Genomic DNA, 16,680 nt, shown 5'->3' on the forward strand with positions numbered 1-16,680 from the left:
GTGCCCTTTCGTCGGACTCGTCTCGGCAGGGGCGGGGTCGCGGTGCCCGGCTCTCAGTCTCGCGGATCGTCGGGGTCGAGCCCGAGCAGGGGATAGACGGATCGGCGCGTGTCGAGGATCGACTGGTCCAGGCGGGCAAGCGAACGATCGATCTCCACGCCGCGGTCGGCGCCCGCCGGCTCCCACGCGGTGTACGTGACGTCGCCACCGTCGCCCATCGACTGCGGCACGCGGTCGGGGACGGTGAGGCGCGACGCCACCGCCTTCCACTCGTCCGGGACCGGCGTGGACGGGTGCACCGGGTCGCCGAGCATCACGGAGAGCAGGTGGGTCCAGGACCGGGGCACCACCCGCACCAACTCGTATCCCCCGCCGCCGATCGCGATGATCCGGCCCTCGCAGATCTCGTCGGCGAGCGTGATCATCTCCAGGTAGGAGGCGCGGTGGCCGTCGACGGTGAGCGAGAGGTCGGCGAGCGGATCCTCCCGGTGGGAGTCACAGCCGGCCTGCAGGACGATGATCTGCGGTTCGAACGCCCGCAGGACGCCGGGCACCACCGCGTGGAACCCGCGGAGCCAGAGCTCGTCGGTGACGGCGGGTAGGAAGGCCAGGTTCACGGAGGTCCCCTCGGCCCGGCCCACGCCCGTCTCAGAGGCCCAGCCGGTCGAGGGCCAGAGCGTGGCCGGGTGCTGGTGGAGGGAGACGGTGAGGACCCGGGGGTCCTCGTAGAACGCCGTCTGCACCCCGTCGCCGTGGTGGACGTCGATGTCCACGTACGCGATGCGCTCGTAGCCGTTGTCGAGCAGCCAGCTGATCGCGACCGCCGCGTCGTTGTACACACAGAAGCCCGCGGCGGCGGCAGGCATGGCGTGGTGCATGCCGCCGGCCACCGAGATCGCCCGCGTGGCGGCGCCGCTCGCGATGGCCCGGGCGGCCGTCAGGGTGCCGCCCGCCACCGCGGCGCTGGCCTCGTGCATCGCGGGGAACGTCGGGTTGTCGGCCGTCCCCAGGCCGTGACTCATCCCGAAGTGCTCCCCCGGCGGCAGGTCCCCGGCCGCCTTGACCGCGTCGAGGTACCGGGTGGTGTGGACTCTCAGCAGCTCCTCGTCGGTGGCGCTACCCGGGTCGAGCATCTCCACGCCGTCCAGCACGCCCAGCTCGGTGGCCAGCGACATCGTCAGATCCAGCCGGCGGGGGCTCATCGGGTGCTCTGCGGAGTGGCGGTACTCCAGCAGCGACGGGCTCCACACCACGGCCGCCGGTACGCCGTCCCTGATCGCGGCCATCTCCGCCCTCCCGTCCTGCCGGGCCGTGCCCGGCGCTCCCCCACGTGCGACACGTGGTGTGCGTCACCCGCGACGCTACGCGGCGGGGCGGTCCGACGCCGCGGGAATCCGCACCTGGCACCCCGTTTCGAGGGCCGCCGGTAGGATCGGCGCGAGATGCCGGGGTTCCGGCGACTAGCGCGAGTGTCGACCCGACGTGGAGGACGAAACGTGAAGGACCTGGTGGACACCACCGAGATGTACCTCCGCACGATCTACGAGCTCGAGGAGGAGGGCGTCATCCCCCTCCGGGCGCGGATCGCCGAGCGCCTCGAGCAGAGCGGCCCCACCGTGAGCCAGACGGTCGCCCGAATGGAACGCGACGGCCTGGTCCGAGTCGCCGTTGACCGGCATCTGCAGCTCACCGAGGCCGGCCGTGAGCTCGCCGTGGACGTGATGCGCAAGCACCGGCTCGCCGAGCGGCTCCTCGTGGACGTCATCGGACTGGAGCTCGAGAAGGTGCACGCCGAGGCCTGCCGATGGGAGCACGTCATGAGCGACGACGTCGAGCGGCGCCTCGTCGAGGTGCTCGCCGACCCCACCACGTCTCCGTACGGAAACCCGATCCCCGGCCTGGACCGGATCGGTTACGCACCCACTTCCGCCGTCACCGCCGACCTCATCCGGCTGTCCGAGCTCGACGACGAGACGCCGCGCGATGTCCGGATCCGTGCCCTGGGCGAGAACGTCCAGGTGGACGAGGAGCTCATCTCCGAGTTCCGCGCCGTGGGCGTGGAGCCGCATGGGGTCGTCACCGCCACGCGCCGCGGCCACCTCGTCGAGCTCACCTCCACCGACGGCGCGATCGTCGAGGTCGACGGTGACCGCGCCCACGCAATCCAGGTGGAGATCCTCTCATGAAGCTCCTCGTCACCGGGGGCGCCGGCTACGTCGGCGGGGTGTGCGCCACTGTGCTGCTCGAGCGCGGGCACGAGGTCGTGGTGCTCGACGACCTGTCCACCGGCAACCGGGACGGGGTCCCGGTGGGCGCGACGTTCGTCGAGGGCGACGTGGCGCGACTGGCGGGCCAGGTGCTGGACCCGTCGTTCGACGGGGTCCTGCACTTCGCGGCCCGCTCGCTCGTGGGCGAGTCCGTCGAGCGGCCCGAGGAGTACTGGCAGGACAACGTCGTCACCTCGCTCGCGCTGCTCGACGCGATGCGGGCCGCGGGCGTGACCAACCTCGTCTTCTCCTCCACCGCCGCCACCTACGGCGAGCCCGAGCAGGTCCCCATCACCGAGGACATGCCCACCCGGCCCACCAACACCTACGGCGCCACCAAGCTGGCGATCGACCACGCCATCACCTCGTACGCGGTGGCCCACGACCTCGCGGCCACGAGCCTGCGCTACTTCAACGTGGCCGGCGCGTACGGCACCGCAGGGGAGAACCGGGTCGTCGAGACCCACCTCATCCCGCTCGTACTCCAGGTGGCGCTCGGCCACCGGTCGGACATCAAGGTGTTCGGCGACGACTGGCCCACCCCGGACGGCACCTGCGTCCGCGACTACATCCATGTCGCGGACCTGGCCGACGCGCACCTCCTCGCACTCGAGTCCAACCGTCCCGGGGTCCACCGGATCCTCAACCTCGGCAGTGGCGAGGGCTTCTCGGTGCGCGAGGTGATCGACGTGTGCCGGGAGGTCACCGGGCACCCGATCCCCGACGTCGTAGCCCCGCGCCGCGCCGGCGACCCGGCGGTGCTCGTCGCTTCCAGCGAGAAGGCCGTCCGGGAGCTCGGCTGGCGGCCGTCGCGGAACGACCTGCGTACGGTCGTCGAAGACGCCTGGGCCTTTACCTCCGCCCTCGGCGCCCGCGCGCACTCCGCCCTCGCCTGATCCACCGGCGCCCCGCGGAGCCCACACGCCGTCCCCGCGGCCCGCGGTCTCGCGGTGGCGTGTGGTCACGCCACCGCGAGACCGCGGATGTCGTCCGGCGAGATGCCGCGGTCCAGACCCTCGAGTAGCAGCGGCGCCAGGCCGTCGTGGGGATCCGCCTCGACGGCCGCGTCGAGCGCTGCACGGGCGTGCACCCCACTGCCGGCGAAGTAGGCCGCGGCCCCCAGGAGCAGGAGGCCCCTCGCCCGCTCAGGGGCCGGCCTCCGACGGGCCAACGCCCACCACAGGGACCGGCGCCCGTCGTGAACGGTGAGCGGGGCCCCGGCGAGGTGCTCGTAGACGGCGTCCCGAACCGCGATGTCGCGCAGCGAGGTCCCCACCTCGGCGAGGACCTCGTCGTCGACCCCGCCGCCGGCCTCGTCGCCCGTCGACATCGCCAGGGCCGTCTCGTCGTGCAGTGCGACGGCTCGACGCACGGCCCGCTTCCCGCCGACGAGCGGAGCGCCGCCGGGGTGGGGGTCGATGTCGCAGGCGTCGGGGTCCCGGTCGGCGTACAGCGCCTCGATCTCGGCCCGGTCCGCGGCGCGGACACGGCCGCCCACCGCGTGCCGGGCCGCGATCTCCGAGGCGTCGGGGTCGCCTTGGGTACCACCGGCCAGGCCCCGGAGGTCCACCCAGCGGGCGCCGCGGGCGAACCCGCCCACCCCGAACGCACCCTTGATCTCGGTGCCCGCACACCCGAGCCAGTACTCGAACGCGTCGGCCGCGTCCGCGGCCTGTCGCTCGGCCACGGGGTCGTCCGCGCAGTTCTCGTGGACGACGACCAGGTGGGCGTCCCGCACGCCCTCTCGGCGGCAATAGGCCGCCATCCCCCGCGCGGGCCCCTCGTCGATCGTCCCGACCGGCCCGAACCCGTCGTCGATCCCGAGCATTCCGTGGGCGTCGAGCCGGACGACGGGCCCCGTCCGGCCCCCCGCGCGTTCCCCGCACACCACGACCACCGACCCGCTGCCAGGCGTGAAGCCGATCATTGACGGCACCGACGCGATGAGGTCCTCCGGGGACCGGATCACCACCGTCTCCCGCGCTCCGCCGTCGTACCCCTCGTCGATCGCGTCCATCTCGCTCCCCCTCGTCGCGCGTCCGCCGCCCCCTCTGGCCCCGGTCCGCGGGTGCCGTGCACCGGTCTCCACCCTCGGGCACCGCTGACACGTTGATCCGCCCCGACGGCCGCTCGCGACCCTCTCCTGTGGAGTGGCCCGGCGGTCTGTGGGAATCATCCGGACCTCGTTATCGTTGTGGAGTGGGTGAGACCCCGGGTCGAATCCACGACCGAAGGCCCCCTCGGCGGCCCGGAACCCGGGACGTGACGAAAGGAGCCGACATGGCCAGGCACAGCGACCTCTATCGCCTCATCGAACCCCTCCCCGACCTGCGGTCCGCGTCGAGCGAGGGACCGGTGCTCGTGCACGGCCTCGAGGGCTTCTCGGACGCCGGGCACGCCGTCCAGGGCACCACCAGCCACCTCCGGGACTCGCTCGACGCGCAGCTGCTCGTGGAGTTCGATGCGGACGAGCTGGTCGACTACCGGTCGCGCCGCCCGCGCCTGCGCTACTCGTTCGACCACTTCGCCGGCTACACCGAGCCCCGGATCCAGATCCACAAGATCGAGGACTCCTCCGGAACGCCGTTCCTCCTGCTCTCCGGCCTCGAACCGGACCTGCGCTGGGACCGCTTCACCGAGTCGGTCATCGACCTGTGCGGGACGTTCGGCGTACGGATGTCCGTCGGACTCGGCTCCCTGCCGCTCGGGGTGCCGCACACCCGGCCCACCCAGTCCAGCGCGCACTCGAGCGACGTAGACCTCATCCGCGGCTTCTCCGCCTGGCCGGGCGAGTTCTCGGTCCCGGGCAACGCCGGTTCGCTGCTCGAGCTACGCATGTCCGAGCACGGGATCCCGTCCCTGGGCTTCACCGTCCACGTGCCGCAGTACCTCTCCCAGACCCCATACCCCGCGGCCGTCCTCGGCCTGGTCGGGGACGTGGCGAAGGTCTCCGGTCTGGACCTGCCCACGGGCGAGCTCGAGTCCGCCGCCGAGGACTTCACCGAGCAGGTCACGGCCCAGATCGCGGACAGCCCGGAGATCCGGACGGCCGTGGAGATGATGGAGAAGCAGTACGACCAGTTCATGGAGTCCCACCACGGCTCCGACTCGCTCACCCCGGGCGGCAAGCCGCTGCCGTCCGGAGAGGAGATCGGCGCCGAGTTCGAGCGCTTCCTCGCCGAACAGTCCGGAGACGAGCAGGACGACTAGGCTCGGCCGGGTGCAGCTGCCCGATCTCCTCGCCGACCTCGACGACGTCCCGTCCGACCTCCTCGACGAGGCGGTGTTCGATGCGTTCGTCGCCTGGGCCGGCGAACGCGGGCTGACCCTCTATCCCGCGCAGGAGGAAGCGGTCCTCGAAGTCGCGACCGGCAGCCACGTCGTCCTGGCCACCCCCACCGGTTCCGGCAAGTCGCTCGTCGCGCTCGGCGCCCACTTCGCCGCGATGGCCACAGGGCGCCGCAGCTACTACACCGCCCCCATCAAGGCACTCGTCAGCGAGAAGTTCTTCGCCCTGTGCGAGGTGTTCGGCGCCGAGAACGTGGGCATGCTCACCGGCGACGCCGCGGTCAACGCCGACGCCCCGATCGTCTGCGCCACCGCCGAGATCGTGGCCAACATCGCCCTGCGCGAGGGCGCGGCCGCGGACATCGGCCAGGTGGTGATGGACGAGTTCCACTACTACTCCGAGCCGGACCGTGGCTGGGCCTGGCAGGTGCCGCTCATCGAGCTGCCCGACACACAGTTCCTACTCATGTCCGCCACGCTCGGCGACGTGGACTGGCTGCTCGAGGACCTGCGCACCCGCACCGGGCGCGAGTGCACCTACGTGGGCGGCTCGGAGCGACCCGTGCCGCTGAGCTTCGACTACGTCCTCACCGGGGTCCACGAGTCCGTCGAACTACTCGTCCGGGACGGAAAGGCGCCCGTCTACATCGTCCACTTCACCCAGGCCGCCGCCCTGGAACAGGCGCAGGCGCTCACGTCGCTGGCCGTGGCCACCAGGGAACGCAAGGCGGCGATCTCCGAGGAGATCGGGGCGTTCCGCTTCACCACCGCCTTCGGTCGCACACTGCGCAAGCTCCTCCTGCACGGCATCGGCGTCCACCACGCCGGCATGCTTCCCAAGTACCGGCGACTCGTCGAACGCCTCGCGCAGGACGGCCTCCTCACCGTCATCTGCGGTACAGACACGCTCGGGGTGGGGATCAACGTGCCCATCCGCACCGTGCTGTTCACCGGACTCACCAAGTTCGACGGGCGCCGCCAGCGGGTCCTGCGCGCCCGCGAGTTCCACCAGATCGCCGGCCGCGCCGGTCGCGCCGGATTCGACACCGAGGGTCTGGTGGTGGTTCAGGCCCCCGAGCACGAGATCGAGAACGCCAAGGCCGCGGCCAAGGTCGCCGCCAACCCCAAGAAGAAGGCCAGGCTCGCCAAGAAGAAGCCCCCGGAAGGGTTCGTCAACTGGTCCCGCGCCACCTTCGACAAGCTCGTCGACGCCCGGCCCGAGCAACTCACCAGCCGGTTCGAGGTGAGCAACGCGATGCTGCTCAACGTGATCTCGCGGCCCGGGAACTGCTATGACCACATGCGACACCTGCTGCTCGGCTCGCACGAGACTCGGGCCCGGACCCGGCACCACGTCCTGCGTGCGATCGAGCTGTTCCGCGGCCTGGAGACCGCCGGGATCGTGGAGCGGCTCTCCGAGCCCGACGACGAGGGGAGACACGTCCGCCTCGTCGTCGACCTTCAGCGGGACTTCGCGCTCAACCAGCCCCTCTCCCCGTTCGCGCTCGCCGCGATGGAGGTCCTCGACCCGGACTCTCCCACCCCCACACTGGACCTGGTGTCGGTGATCGAGGCGGTCCTCGACGACCCGCGGCCGGTCCTCTACGCCCAGCAGCGCCAGGCCCGGGGCGAGGCGATCGGGGCGCTCAAGGCCGACGGCGTCGAGTACTCGGAGCGGATGGAGATCATCGAGGGCATCACCTGGCCCAAGCCGCTGGACGACCTCCTCGCCGACGCCTACGACGCCTACCGCGCCGGCCACCCGTGGGTGTCGGAGTTCGAGCCATCCCCCAAGTCCGTGGTGCGCGAGATGGTCGAGCGCGGTATGACGTTCTCCGACCTCGTCTCCGCCTACGGGCTCGGCCGTTCCGAAGGTGCGGTCCTGCGCTATCTCACCGACGCCTACCGCGCGCTGCGCCAGACCGTGCCGGCCGACCTGCGGACCGAGGAGTTCGACGACCTCGTGGAGTGGCTCGGCGAGCTGGTCCGCCAGGTCGATTCCAGCCTGCTCGACGAGTGGGAGGTCCTCACCGACCCCGACACCACCCCCGAGCGGGTCGCCGAGCTGGCGTTCGGCGAGTCGGCGGGCACCTCGAGACCGGTGACCGCCAACCACCGGGCGTTCCGGGTGATGGTCCGCAACGCCATGTTCCGGCGAGTGGAGCTGCTGGCCCGGGAGGACATCGAGCGCCTCGTGGAACTGGACGCCGACGTGCCCGACCACCCGGACTGGGACGCCGAGATCGACCCGTACTGGGACGAGTACGACGCGATCGGGACCGGTCCGTCCGCCCGCGGCCCCGCACTGTTCACCGTCACCGAGACCGGCGACGGAGTGGAGCCCGGAACCTGGCGCGTGCGGCAGGTACTCGAGGACCCGGACGGTGACCACGGCTGGGCCGTGGAGGGCGTCGTGGACCTGGCGGCCAGCGACGACGCCGGCGAGGTCCGCTTCGCCTCTCTCACCCTGTCCGGCTGACCGGGCCGGAGGTCCCGGACCTCCCGCGATCCGTCGCCCGTACCATGGCCGCCGGAGTACGAACACCGAGAACAGCCTCGAGGAGAACCCCGTGTCACCCCGCACGCTCTATCTGCGACTCGCCTTTGCCGAGGTCGTCACCTGGACCCTGCTGATCCTCGGCATGATCGGCAAGTACGGGTTCGGCCTGGAGTGGGCCACACTCGTCGGCGGTAGCATCCACGGCTTCGTGTTCCTCTGCTACGTGGTGGCCACGCTGGCGGTGTGGACGGACAAGAAGTGGTCCGCCGGCACCGGCATCCTCGGCCTGGCCTCGGCCGTCATCCCCTACGCCACCGTGCCCTTCGAGCGGTCGGTGGAGCGTCGGGGCCTGCTCGACGGCCCGTGGCGCCTGGCGCCCGGTGGGGAGGCACCGCGCACGCTGCCGGAGCGCCTCCTGGCGTTCGCCGTGCGCTCCCCGGTCGTGGCGCTGCTCGTCACCCTCGTCGTGGTGGCCGTGGTCTTCACGCTCCTGCTGTGGGCCGGCAAACCGACCGAATGGTTCTCGTGACCACCTCCGACGCGTCCGCGGTCCGGGAGCCGGGCCGCCGCGAGCGCAACAAGGCCGACAAGCGACGCCGCATCGAGGCCGCGGCCCGCGAGCTCTTCTCGACCCGCGGGTTCTCCTCGGTCACCACCCAGGAGGTCGCGCGACTGGCGGACGTCGGCACCGGCACCCTGTTCCGCTACGCCCAGTCCAAGGGCGAGCTGCTGTGCATGGTGGCCAACAACGACTTCCGCCCCATGTTCGACGCGGTGCCGGACACCGGCGATCCGGTGGAGGACCTGCTCGTCCTCTGCGACCCGGTGATCCTCGCCCTCAAGCGTCAGCCCGAGAACGTCGTGGCCTACCACCGGGAGACCCTCTTCGGTGAGCGGGGGCCCCACCGGACCGAGGCCCTGCGCATCCTCACGGGGCTGCGGGACCTCATCGCGCTCGTCCTCGCCCGCCACGCCGGCGACGGGGTCGACGAGGCCGCGCTCGACGAGCCGGCCCAGACCGTCTTCGACGTGATCTACATGGAGCTGGTCCGGGCCGGGATCGCCGCGGACGCGGAGCGGGACCATCGGGCGGGGCTGCGCGGGCACGTCCACCGGGTCCTGCACGGCGTGCTCCCGGACGTCGGCCCTGTCCCCTGATCGGGGCGGTTGCGCCACCCCGCGGTCCAGCTCCCGCGTCCGCCGCGCCAGACTGTCCCTCATGACCGGACAGCCCCACCCCTCCCCGAAGCCCGTCAAGGACGCCTCCACCGTGATGGTTCTCCGCGACACCGACCGTGGACCCGAGGTGTTCGCGGTGCGCCGCGTGCGTGGCATGGCGTTCGCGGGGGGCATGACGGTGTTCCCCGGCGGCGGGGTTGACGCCGCCGACGACGACCCGGACGTCGCCTGGACCGGGCCCGCCCCCGAGTGGTGGGCCGAGCGGCTCGACTGCGACGTCGACCGGGCCCGACGGCTGGTCTGCGCCGCGGCCCGCGAGACGTTCGAGGAGTGCGGCGTCCTGCTCGCCGATCACCTCGACGGCGCACCGGTCGCCGACGTCGGCCGCTACCACGCGCGCCGCGAGGACCTGGAGGCGCACCGCCTGGCGTTCAGCGAGTTCCTCGCCGAGGCCGATCTCTCCCTCGCGGCGGGCCGGCTGCGCCCCTTCGACCACTGGATCACCCCGGAAGTCGAGCCCAAGCGGTACGACACCCGCTTCTTCCTGGCCGCCCTGCCCGAGGGGCAGGAGGCGGACGACCTCACCTCCGAGGTGGACCTCACCATGTGGGCGCGGCCGGTGGATCTGCTCGCCGACTTCCGCGCCGGTCGCTCGATGCTGCTGCCGCCCACATGGGTACAGCTCACCCACCTCGCCGGGTTCCCGGACGTCGCGTCGGCGATGGCCGCCGAGCCCCGCATCTCGCCGATCGAACCCGAGGTGGTGGAGCGGGACGGGCGCCTGCGTGTGCTGTTCGACGGCTCGGACGACTACTGGGCCGACCACGATGCGGGGCGCCCGAGCAGCGACCGCTGAGCCGCGCCCGTCCCCACGGGACGCACGATGCCCCCGGACGTGCGCAGCACGACGGGGGCGGCGCAGGCCGGCGACGCGCGAACGCCTGACGGGCCCGCGGACCGGTGGTTGACTGCGAGGCATGCCGCAGTACGAGTTCGACGTCGACGCGTCGATCGCCGCCGGGTGGGACCGCTTCGCCGCCCACCTCGCTGAGCTGATGCGCGAACTGGCGCCGGGCGGCACGTTCGACATCGCCGTCCCCGTACTCGGCTCACCCTCCTCGCGCACCCCGTTCGTGCGGTTCACCGTGACAGATCCGGGGACCGTCCGCGTCGAGATCTCCGGAGGGCAGGAGGACGGGGACGGGCTCCGCCCCACGCGCCTGGCCCACCTGGGCGCGCTGGGGTGGGAGGGCCCTGCGGAGGACACCGTGGGTCCGCACGTCCGGGTCCGCACCGGGGCGGCGGACGAGGCAGCACGCCTCGTCGCGGCGACCCTCGAGCGCGTCTTCGGCATCCCGCACCCCGTGTTCCTCCACGACGCGACGGGCCCCACCCGGCCCGAGCGTGCGACCCCCGACGCGTCCCCTCCGGAGCACCCGGACTTCGTCGCCCTGCCCATCGGCAGCCCCGACGAGGCCACCCGGGCCGTGGGGACCGCGCTGGCCGAGATCTACGAGCGGGACGTCCCCGCCGACGAGCACGACGTGTTCGCCGTCCCCGCGGGGAGCGCGCTGCTCTTCGTCCGCGTCCACCGCTCGCTTCCCCTCGTGATCTTCCGCAGCCCACTGGTCTCGTCGGTGCGGGACGTCGCCGCCGCGGAGACCGAAGTGGCGATCCTCAACCGGGACTCCCTGTGGTGCCGGTACGTGTTCGACGGCGAGACGATCTACGCGGAGTCGGAGCTCGTCGACCGCGTGTTCGTCCCCGTCAACTTCAAGATCCAGCTCATCGAGATGGCGGCCGAACTCGACGACGTCGACCAGGACCTGGCCCGCAGGGTGTCCGGGAAACGCTGGTCCGACCTGCGTGCCGCGGACGAGCGCGGGTCACCCGAGCAGTAATCTGGCACCGCCGGGACGGCCCCGGCACCTGCCCGTGTGCCCCCGAGGAGTACCTCATGCGTCGCGCCGCCCCCGCCGCCGTGATCGCGGCCCTAGCGCTGTCGCTTGCCGCGTGTTCGTCCGAGGACGAGGGGCCCGGCACCGCCGTCCCCACCACGACGGCCTCGGGGCCCGTGGCAACCTCCCAGCAGTTCGACCGCCCCTTCCCGGTGACCGGGGACGGCTGGGACGCCACCGTCACCGTCTCCAACCTCCGGATCGTGCCCTCGTCGGTCTACTCCGACACCGTGGTGGCGGTGGACGTGCGCGCCGTCCAGGCCTCCGGCCAGCCCGTCATCGAGCCCTCCGACCTCCGGGCCTTCGACCCCTCAGGGCGCCAGCTCGAGCGGATCGACAACCCCGCCGGCACAGTCGAGGACCCGCTCATCCGATCGGTCATGGCCACCCCCGGTGAAGAGGTCCGCGGCATGGTCGCGTGGACCATGCCGCCCGGCTCCCGCGTCGGCCGCATCGAGCTGGTGACACCGGGGACGATCGGTTCGTTGACCGTCACCCGCCAGCCGGCGGACCCGCAGGCGACGTCGACTCAACCCGTCACGTAGGTCCAGCGCCCGCCCCGGCGTTCGAACGTCGACCGCTCGCGGTGCACGTCCGCGGCGCCGTCGACGGTGAAGCGGGCCTCGAACTCCACGACTCCGGTCGCCTCGTCCGGGCCGCCGCCGGACACCTCGAGTACCCGCAGACCCGTCCACGTCACGCCGCCGCTGTCCACGGTCGCAGGCCTGGTCCGCGGGTGCCACGTCCGCCACAGGTGCTCGGTCTCGCCGAGGACGAAGGCCGTGTACCGGGACCGCATCAGCGCCTCCGCGGTTTCCGCGGGAAGGCCGTCCAGCACCAGCGGACCACAACAGGCGTCCAGGCCGCGTCCGCTGCCGCAGGGGCACGCCCTCATCGCCGCGCGCTCCAGCCCCGCGGGGCGCTGCCCCAGAGCACCGATCGCGGGTAGGCGCGGACGATCTCCTCGGCGAGCCGGTCGGCGTCGTCCACCAGCTCCCGCCCTTTCACCGTGGCGACGAGCCGGTCCGCCTGTCCCTCCACCAGGCCGAGCGCCCGGGCACGGGAATCCAGCACGAGCACCGGGTAGGCCAGCGCCTCCGGGACGCCGACCGGCCGGTGCGCGCCCGCAGTGTGCCCGGGGTCTGTCCAGCGGCGGGCGACGAGGATCTCGGTCACGGCCGACTTGGTGAGCCGACCGGACATCGTGAGCGCGCGGCCGCTGCCCACCCAACGGACGAACCAGGCCATGATCTCCGCCTCACGCCGGGCGATGTCCCGGCGACCGTGCGGCAGGTGGATCGCGGCCCGCACCGCGGCGTCCCGCTCCGCCACCCGGAACCGCCGCGGCTCGCCGGTCGGGGCCTTCCCGGGTTCGACGTCGACGGGGCAGGGCCCGCGCCCGTCCCGCAGCGTCGCCCCCGGATGGTCCGGGGGAAGGGCTTCCACGGCCGTCGTCTCGACCTCGTGGTCCCACCGCGCGACCAGGTCGTATCGGAAGTCGATCCGGTCGCCCACGCGTCCGAGCAGGTCAGCCACGGGCACCGCCCACTCGTCGTTCGGACCCGGCTCGCCGTCCGTGGCCCCGTCGCCGTCGGGCAGCACGATGATCCGGTGGCGGTGCAGGTTGTGCCAGCCCATGGCCGCGAGGAGCACGTCGACGAGGTCCTCCACCGTGAGGTCCCCCGCCACCTCGAGCCTGCGCCAGACAGGGGGCCGGGCGTCGGCCAGCCTCACCTTGAGGCTGAGCAACGCCGCGGCAGGTGCGGGGGGTGCCATGGCTCCACCGTAGACGCGCCGGGCACTACCCTGGGGCGGGACATGACGCTCTTCCGCCCGACCCGTTCCCGCGACACCACGACCCGCGTCGACCTGGCTCCGCTGCGCGTGCGCCCGTGCCGGGACCTGTGCTCGTGGCACCGCACCCCGGTCGAGCGCCGCGGCGAGGCGATGTTCGCCTGCCGCGGCTGCGGCTCGCAATGGGTGCCGGGCGAGCACTGGACCCCGCGCGACCGGGACGGCGCCGTCCCCCCGGACATCCTCGCGATCCGCCGGGCGGAGGCCCCGGAGGACGCGGACCCCTAGGGTGGACCCATGACGTCTACCCCTCATACCGGCCCCGCCCCCGCGACGCGCGGCGGCACCGTCGACGCCGTGCTGCGCCGGAGCGCGGCCCGTTTCCCGGAGCGCACCGCGCTCACCTTCGCAGGCCGCCGGTGGACCTACGCCGAGCTGGACGCGGCCGTCGACAGGGTGGCCGCCGCGATCCGCGACCTGGGCCTCGAGGACGGCTCCCGGGTGGCCGCGTACGGCGTGAACTCCGACGCCTACCTCGTCGCGTTTCTCAGCGTCTCCCGCGCCGGCTACACCCACGTTCCCGTCAACTACGCCCTCACCGGCGAGGAGCTCGAGTACCTCCTCACCGACTCGGGTGCCTCGCTCGTCCTCGTGGACCCGGCGCAGCGCACCACACTCGACCCCGTCGTCGAGCGCCTGCCGGGGATCGAGTCCATCGACCTCCTGCCGCCCAGCGACGCCCCGGCGGGCGACAGCATCCTCGACATCGCCCTGTCCCCCGTCGAGGGTGAGTCCGTGACCTCCCCCGCGGACGGCGACGCGCTGGCGCAGCTCCTCTACACCTCGGGCACCACGTCCCGCCCCAAGGGCGCCATGATGACCCACTCGGCGCTCGTACACGAGTACGTGAGCTGCATCCTCACCCTGGACCTCGCCGCGGACGACGAGCCGCTGGTGACGATGCCGCTCTACCACTCGGCGGCGATGCACGTGTTCGCGCTGCCGTACCTGTCCCTCGGAGCGACGGTGCACCTCATGGCCGCGCCCGACATCCCTGAGATCCTCCGGAGGGTCGAGGCCGACCGGATCGGGTCGCTCTTCCTCGCCCCCACCGTGTGGGTCCCGCTGGCCTCGCACCCGGACCTGGAGACCCGGGACCTGTCGAGCCTGCGCAAGGCGCAGTACGGCGCATCGATCATGCCGGTGACCGTGCTCCAGCGGCTCCGTGGCCGGTACCCGGAGCTCGGCTTCTACAACTGCTTCGGGCAGTCCGAGATCGGGCCGCTGGCCTGCGTCCTGCGGCCCGAGGAGCACGATGCGCGCCCCGCGAGCGCCGGCCGGGCCGCGTTCTTCGTCGAGACCCGGGTCGTGGACGAGACCGGCGCCGAGGTCGCGCCGGGCGAGCGCGGAGAGATCGTCTACCGCTCCCCGCAGCTGTGCCGCGGCTACTGGAACAAGCCCGAGGCCACCGAGGAGGCCTTCCGCGACGGCTGGTTCCACTCCGGGGATCTCGTGGTGCAGGACGACGAGGGCTACATCGAGGTCGTCGACAGGATCAAGGACGTCATCAACACCGGCGGCGTACTCGTCGCCTCCCGCGAGGTCGAGGACGCCGTCTACCAGGATGAGCGCGTCGCCGAGGTCGCGGTGATCGGCACCCCGGACGACAAGTGGATCGAGGCCGTCACCGCGGTGGTCGTGCTCAAGGACGGCGCCGAGGCCACGGAGGCGGAGATCATCGACGGTACCCGGGGTCACCTCGCACCGTTCAAGGTGCCCAAGCGGATCGTGTTCGTGGACGAGCTCCCTCGGAACCAGTCGGGCAAGCTGCTCAAGCGCGAGCTGCGGAGGTAGCGCGCGGTACCGGCCCGGGTTGTGCCCCGCCCCCTCCTCCGGCGCCGCCGACGCCTCGTCGCGCTCCGGCCCACCCAGGTCGCGACGTGCCCCTACCCCACCGCCACCACGGAGGATCTCGATCCCGCGCGGGCCGGTCAGCCGATACGCGCGAGGATCTCCTCTGCCACCGCGTCCGCGGCCTGCTCGGGCACCCAGTGGCCCACGCCGGGCAGGGCGACGTAGCGGTAGTCGCCCGCGACGCGGGCAGCGCAGCCTTCCGCTGCCGTCCTGCCGATCGCCATGTCCTCCTCGCCCCACACGTAAGTAGTGGGCACGGTGACGTCCGGCAGGTCGCTGCGACGCATCGCCCGGTACCAGTTGAGCGCCGCGGTGAGCGTGTCCCGGTTGCCGAGGACCGCGAGGTGAGCGTCGACGAGGTACGCGGGCACATCCTCGCCGAACAGCGCCCTCAGGCGGTGCGCCCCCTCCTCCAGGAGGACGTCCTCGGCACGGCCCTCCTGCCGGAAGAGCCCGAAGTACGCGGACTTTTCCTGCTGGACCGGGTCGGTGAGGATCGCGTCGGCAAAGGCGGTCAGGTGCGGCACCGAGACGGCCGTGAGCGCCTCCACCCTGCCCGGGTGGTGCACCGCGAGCCACCACGCCACCGAGGCGCCCCAGTCGTGGCCGGCGACGTGCGCGCCGTCAAGGCCCAGGCGGTCGAGAACCTCGAGCGCATCGGCACCGAGGTGTTCCAAAGCGTAGGCGTCCACCCCGGCGGGCCTGGCGCCCGGCGAGTATCCGCGCTGTGCGGGCGCCACCACACGCACCCCGCGGGGCACGAGCCGCTCGGCGACCGGGCCCCACGCCCACGGGGTCTCGGGGAAGCCATGCAGCGCCAGCACCGTCGCGCGGGGCGCCGCGTCCGGGGACCAGTCGAGCACGTCCAGCGTGCCCACGTCGACGGGGACGGTCAGGCTGCGGGGTTCCATGAGGCGGACCCTAGCCGCTCGCGGCGCTCAGCGCCGCCGGGTCCCGCCTGGCGGCGAGTCGGCGCCGGTGCCGTCGGCCGGGACGTCGCCGCACCGCCGGTCGTGCCAGTCCCGCACCAACCACATCTCCACGACGAGCGGGTCAACCGCCGCGTGCCGCGCCCACGTCGAGACGACGTCGAGGTAGCGCTCGTACCGGCGCGGCGTCATCCGCGCGATCGACTCCACCTCGGTCCAGCCCGCGTGGACGAGTGAGGCCAGGCCCGCCGGGTCGACGGGGACGATCTCCTCCTCCGACCACGCCATGGCCAGGGACGACAGGTACAGCGACGCCAGCGGGTAGCCGAGGTCGGGCACCCCACGACCGACGCAGCCGTGCGGCGCCCCGTTGCGGAGCAGGCTCATCGCGTCCGACGGGGAGTCCAGCCAATCCACCACGTCGTGCAGGACGAGCGGGAACCCGTGTGCGGACACCGAGTGCCATGCGGGCCGGTCACGTTCGGGGACCCGGAAGTCCGGCAGGCCACGCCGGATCCCGGACCGCTGCGGGTGCCCGGCGAGCCAGGCGGCGCACATGTACAGAGCGATCACCGACTCCTCGAGGCTGCCCCGGGCACGCCGGCCGGCGGCCCACAGGTCGCTGCGACGCAGGAAGCCGCGCCCGGATTCGACGACCCCGCCGTCCGGTCCGCCCGCGCGCAGGCGGAGGTCGATCCCCCGCTCCGCCAGGCGGAGGTTCCACAGGTCGAGGTCGACCTCCACGTACTCGTCCGCCACCAGCAGCGCCGGGGGCTGGGCGCGACACCACTCGAGGCAGGCCGCGGGCAGGGCCGGGACTGGTCGTGCTCCGATCGTCGTCATGCCCCGCA

General features: G+C 72.6%; 17 protein-coding genes. 11 read left to right on the top strand and 6 right to left on the bottom strand.

Features of this window, described 5'->3' with window-relative positions; genetic code table 11:
• Positions 1–53: 53 nt before the first annotated feature.
• Positions 54–1,286, bottom strand: a complete 1,233-nt coding sequence (locus ACH0BZ_RS14325) for an acetoin utilization protein AcuC (RefSeq protein WP_406899285.1) — start codon at positions 1,284–1,286, stop codon at positions 54–56.
• Positions 1,287–1,496: 210 nt separating this feature from the next.
• On the opposite strand from ACH0BZ_RS14325, the gene ACH0BZ_RS14330 reads away from it, so the two are divergent.
• Complete coding sequence (locus ACH0BZ_RS14330; RefSeq protein WP_406899287.1) at positions 1,497–2,186, top strand: iron dependent repressor, metal binding and dimerization domain protein; 690 nt, start codon at positions 1,497–1,499, stop codon at positions 2,184–2,186.
• Positions 2,183–3,163, top strand: coding sequence for a UDP-glucose 4-epimerase GalE (galE, locus tag ACH0BZ_RS14335; protein WP_406899288.1), 981 nt, complete (start codon positions 2,183–2,185; stop codon positions 3,161–3,163). The genes ACH0BZ_RS14330 and galE overlap by 4 nt, the downstream gene beginning before the upstream one ends.
• Positions 3,164–3,228: 65 nt before the next feature.
• Here galE and ACH0BZ_RS14340 read toward each other — a convergent pair whose 3' ends face one another.
• Positions 3,229–4,284, bottom strand: a complete 1,056-nt coding sequence (locus ACH0BZ_RS14340; RefSeq protein WP_406899290.1) for a DUF4192 domain-containing protein — start codon at positions 4,282–4,284, stop codon at positions 3,229–3,231.
• A 263-nt stretch (positions 4,285–4,547) separates the two neighbouring features.
• Between ACH0BZ_RS14340 and ACH0BZ_RS14345 the strand changes: the two genes are divergently transcribed.
• The 7 genes from ACH0BZ_RS14345 (at position 4,548) to ACH0BZ_RS14375 (ending at position 11,737) form a co-directional block, all read left to right on the top strand.
• Positions 4,548–5,477 carry a proteasome assembly chaperone family protein gene (locus tag ACH0BZ_RS14345; RefSeq protein WP_406899291.1) on the top strand — a complete coding sequence of 310 codons (930 nt, stop codon included), beginning with the start codon at positions 4,548–4,550 and terminating at the stop codon, positions 5,475–5,477.
• Positions 5,478–5,487: 10 nt separating this feature from the next.
• Complete coding sequence (locus tag ACH0BZ_RS14350) at positions 5,488–8,034, top strand: DEAD/DEAH box helicase (protein WP_406899293.1); 2,547 nt, start codon at positions 5,488–5,490, stop codon at positions 8,032–8,034.
• 91 nt (positions 8,035–8,125) lie between these two features.
• On the top strand, positions 8,126–8,584 hold the full coding sequence (locus tag ACH0BZ_RS14355; RefSeq protein WP_406899294.1) for a DUF3817 domain-containing protein: 459 nt from the start codon (positions 8,126–8,128) through the stop codon (positions 8,582–8,584).
• Complete coding sequence (locus tag ACH0BZ_RS14360) at positions 8,581–9,213, top strand: TetR/AcrR family transcriptional regulator (RefSeq protein WP_406899295.1); 633 nt, start codon at positions 8,581–8,583, stop codon at positions 9,211–9,213. The genes ACH0BZ_RS14355 and ACH0BZ_RS14360 overlap by 4 nt, the downstream gene beginning before the upstream one ends.
• A gap of 61 nt (positions 9,214–9,274) precedes the next feature.
• The gene (locus ACH0BZ_RS14365) at positions 9,275–10,090 is read left to right on the top strand and encodes an NUDIX hydrolase (RefSeq protein WP_406899297.1); all 816 of its coding nucleotides are present in this window, start codon (positions 9,275–9,277) and stop codon (positions 10,088–10,090) included.
• A 121-nt stretch (positions 10,091–10,211) separates the two neighbouring features.
• On the top strand, positions 10,212–11,135 hold the full coding sequence (locus ACH0BZ_RS14370; RefSeq protein WP_406899298.1) for a T3SS (YopN, CesT) and YbjN peptide-binding chaperone 1: 924 nt from the start codon (positions 10,212–10,214) through the stop codon (positions 11,133–11,135).
• Between the two features lie 56 nt (positions 11,136–11,191).
• Positions 11,192–11,737, top strand: a complete 546-nt coding sequence (locus ACH0BZ_RS14375) for a hypothetical protein (protein WP_406899300.1) — start codon at positions 11,192–11,194, stop codon at positions 11,735–11,737.
• On the opposite strand, the gene ACH0BZ_RS14380 is transcribed toward ACH0BZ_RS14375, so the two are convergent.
• Positions 11,722–12,087, bottom strand: coding sequence for a YchJ family protein (locus tag ACH0BZ_RS14380; protein WP_406899301.1), 366 nt, complete (start codon positions 12,085–12,087; stop codon positions 11,722–11,724). The two genes, ACH0BZ_RS14375 and ACH0BZ_RS14380, sit on opposite strands and share 16 nt — an antisense overlap.
• The gene (locus tag ACH0BZ_RS14385) at positions 12,084–12,968 is read right to left on the bottom strand and encodes a plasmid pRiA4b ORF-3 family protein (protein ID WP_406899302.1); all 885 of its coding nucleotides are present in this window, start codon (positions 12,966–12,968) and stop codon (positions 12,084–12,086) included. Before ACH0BZ_RS14385 ends, ACH0BZ_RS14380 begins: the two co-directional genes overlap by 4 nt.
• Before the next feature lie 42 nt (positions 12,969–13,010).
• Between ACH0BZ_RS14385 and ACH0BZ_RS14390 the strand changes: the two genes are divergently transcribed.
• Both ACH0BZ_RS14390 and ACH0BZ_RS14395 read left to right on the top strand, forming a co-directional pair.
• Complete coding sequence (locus ACH0BZ_RS14390) at positions 13,011–13,274, top strand: hypothetical protein (RefSeq protein ID WP_406899303.1); 264 nt, start codon at positions 13,011–13,013, stop codon at positions 13,272–13,274.
• Positions 13,275–13,283: 9 nt separating this feature from the next.
• Entirely contained in the window at positions 13,284–14,840 is a 1,557-nt protein-coding gene (locus ACH0BZ_RS14395) for a fatty acyl-CoA synthetase (protein WP_406899304.1), read from the top strand.
• 137 nt (positions 14,841–14,977) lie between these two features.
• Here ACH0BZ_RS14395 and ACH0BZ_RS14400 read toward each other — a convergent pair whose 3' ends face one another.
• Both ACH0BZ_RS14400 and ACH0BZ_RS14405 read right to left on the bottom strand, forming a co-directional pair.
• Positions 14,978–15,811, bottom strand: a complete 834-nt coding sequence (locus ACH0BZ_RS14400; protein ID WP_406899305.1) for an alpha/beta fold hydrolase — start codon at positions 15,809–15,811, stop codon at positions 14,978–14,980.
• Positions 15,812–15,838: 27 nt separating this feature from the next.
• Positions 15,839–16,672, bottom strand: coding sequence for a hypothetical protein (locus ACH0BZ_RS14405; RefSeq protein ID WP_406899307.1), 834 nt, complete (start codon positions 16,670–16,672; stop codon positions 15,839–15,841).
• Positions 16,673–16,680 lie beyond the last annotated feature (8 nt).

Source organism: Dietzia sp. 179-F 9C3 NHS (assembly GCF_045369825.1).
In the GTDB taxonomy this organism is placed as follows: domain Bacteria; phylum Actinomycetota; class Actinomycetes; order Mycobacteriales; family Mycobacteriaceae; genus Dietzia.

Coding starts and splice junctions, on each gene's coding strand:
- ACH0BZ_RS14390 (WP_406899303.1), top strand. CDS start 13,011: ATGACGCTCTTCCGCCCGACCCGTTCCCGCGACACCACGACCCGCGTC.
- ACH0BZ_RS14370 (WP_406899298.1), top strand. CDS start 10,212: ATGCCGCAGTACGAGTTCGACGTCGACGCGTCGATCGCCGCCGGGTGG.
- ACH0BZ_RS14365 (WP_406899297.1), top strand. CDS start 9,275: ATGACCGGACAGCCCCACCCCTCCCCGAAGCCCGTCAAGGACGCCTCC.
- ACH0BZ_RS14340 (WP_406899290.1), bottom strand. CDS start 4,284: ATGGACGCGATCGACGAGGGGTACGACGGCGGAGCGCGGGAGACGGTG.
- ACH0BZ_RS14345 (WP_406899291.1), top strand. CDS start 4,548: ATGGCCAGGCACAGCGACCTCTATCGCCTCATCGAACCCCTCCCCGAC.
- ACH0BZ_RS14405 (WP_406899307.1), bottom strand. CDS start 16,672: ATGACGACGATCGGAGCACGACCAGTCCCGGCCCTGCCCGCGGCCTGC.
- ACH0BZ_RS14395 (WP_406899304.1), top strand. CDS start 13,284: ATGACGTCTACCCCTCATACCGGCCCCGCCCCCGCGACGCGCGGCGGC.
- ACH0BZ_RS14380 (WP_406899301.1), bottom strand. CDS start 12,087: ATGAGGGCGTGCCCCTGCGGCAGCGGACGCGGCCTGGACGCCTGTTGT.
- ACH0BZ_RS14375 (WP_406899300.1), top strand. CDS start 11,192: ATGCGTCGCGCCGCCCCCGCCGCCGTGATCGCGGCCCTAGCGCTGTCG.
- galE (WP_406899288.1), top strand. CDS start 2,183: ATGAAGCTCCTCGTCACCGGGGGCGCCGGCTACGTCGGCGGGGTGTGC.
- ACH0BZ_RS14325 (WP_406899285.1), bottom strand. CDS start 1,286: ATGGCCGCGATCAGGGACGGCGTACCGGCGGCCGTGGTGTGGAGCCCG.
- ACH0BZ_RS14400 (WP_406899305.1), bottom strand. CDS start 15,811: ATGGAACCCCGCAGCCTGACCGTCCCCGTCGACGTGGGCACGCTGGAC.
- ACH0BZ_RS14385 (WP_406899302.1), bottom strand. CDS start 12,968: ATGGCACCCCCCGCACCTGCCGCGGCGTTGCTCAGCCTCAAGGTGAGG.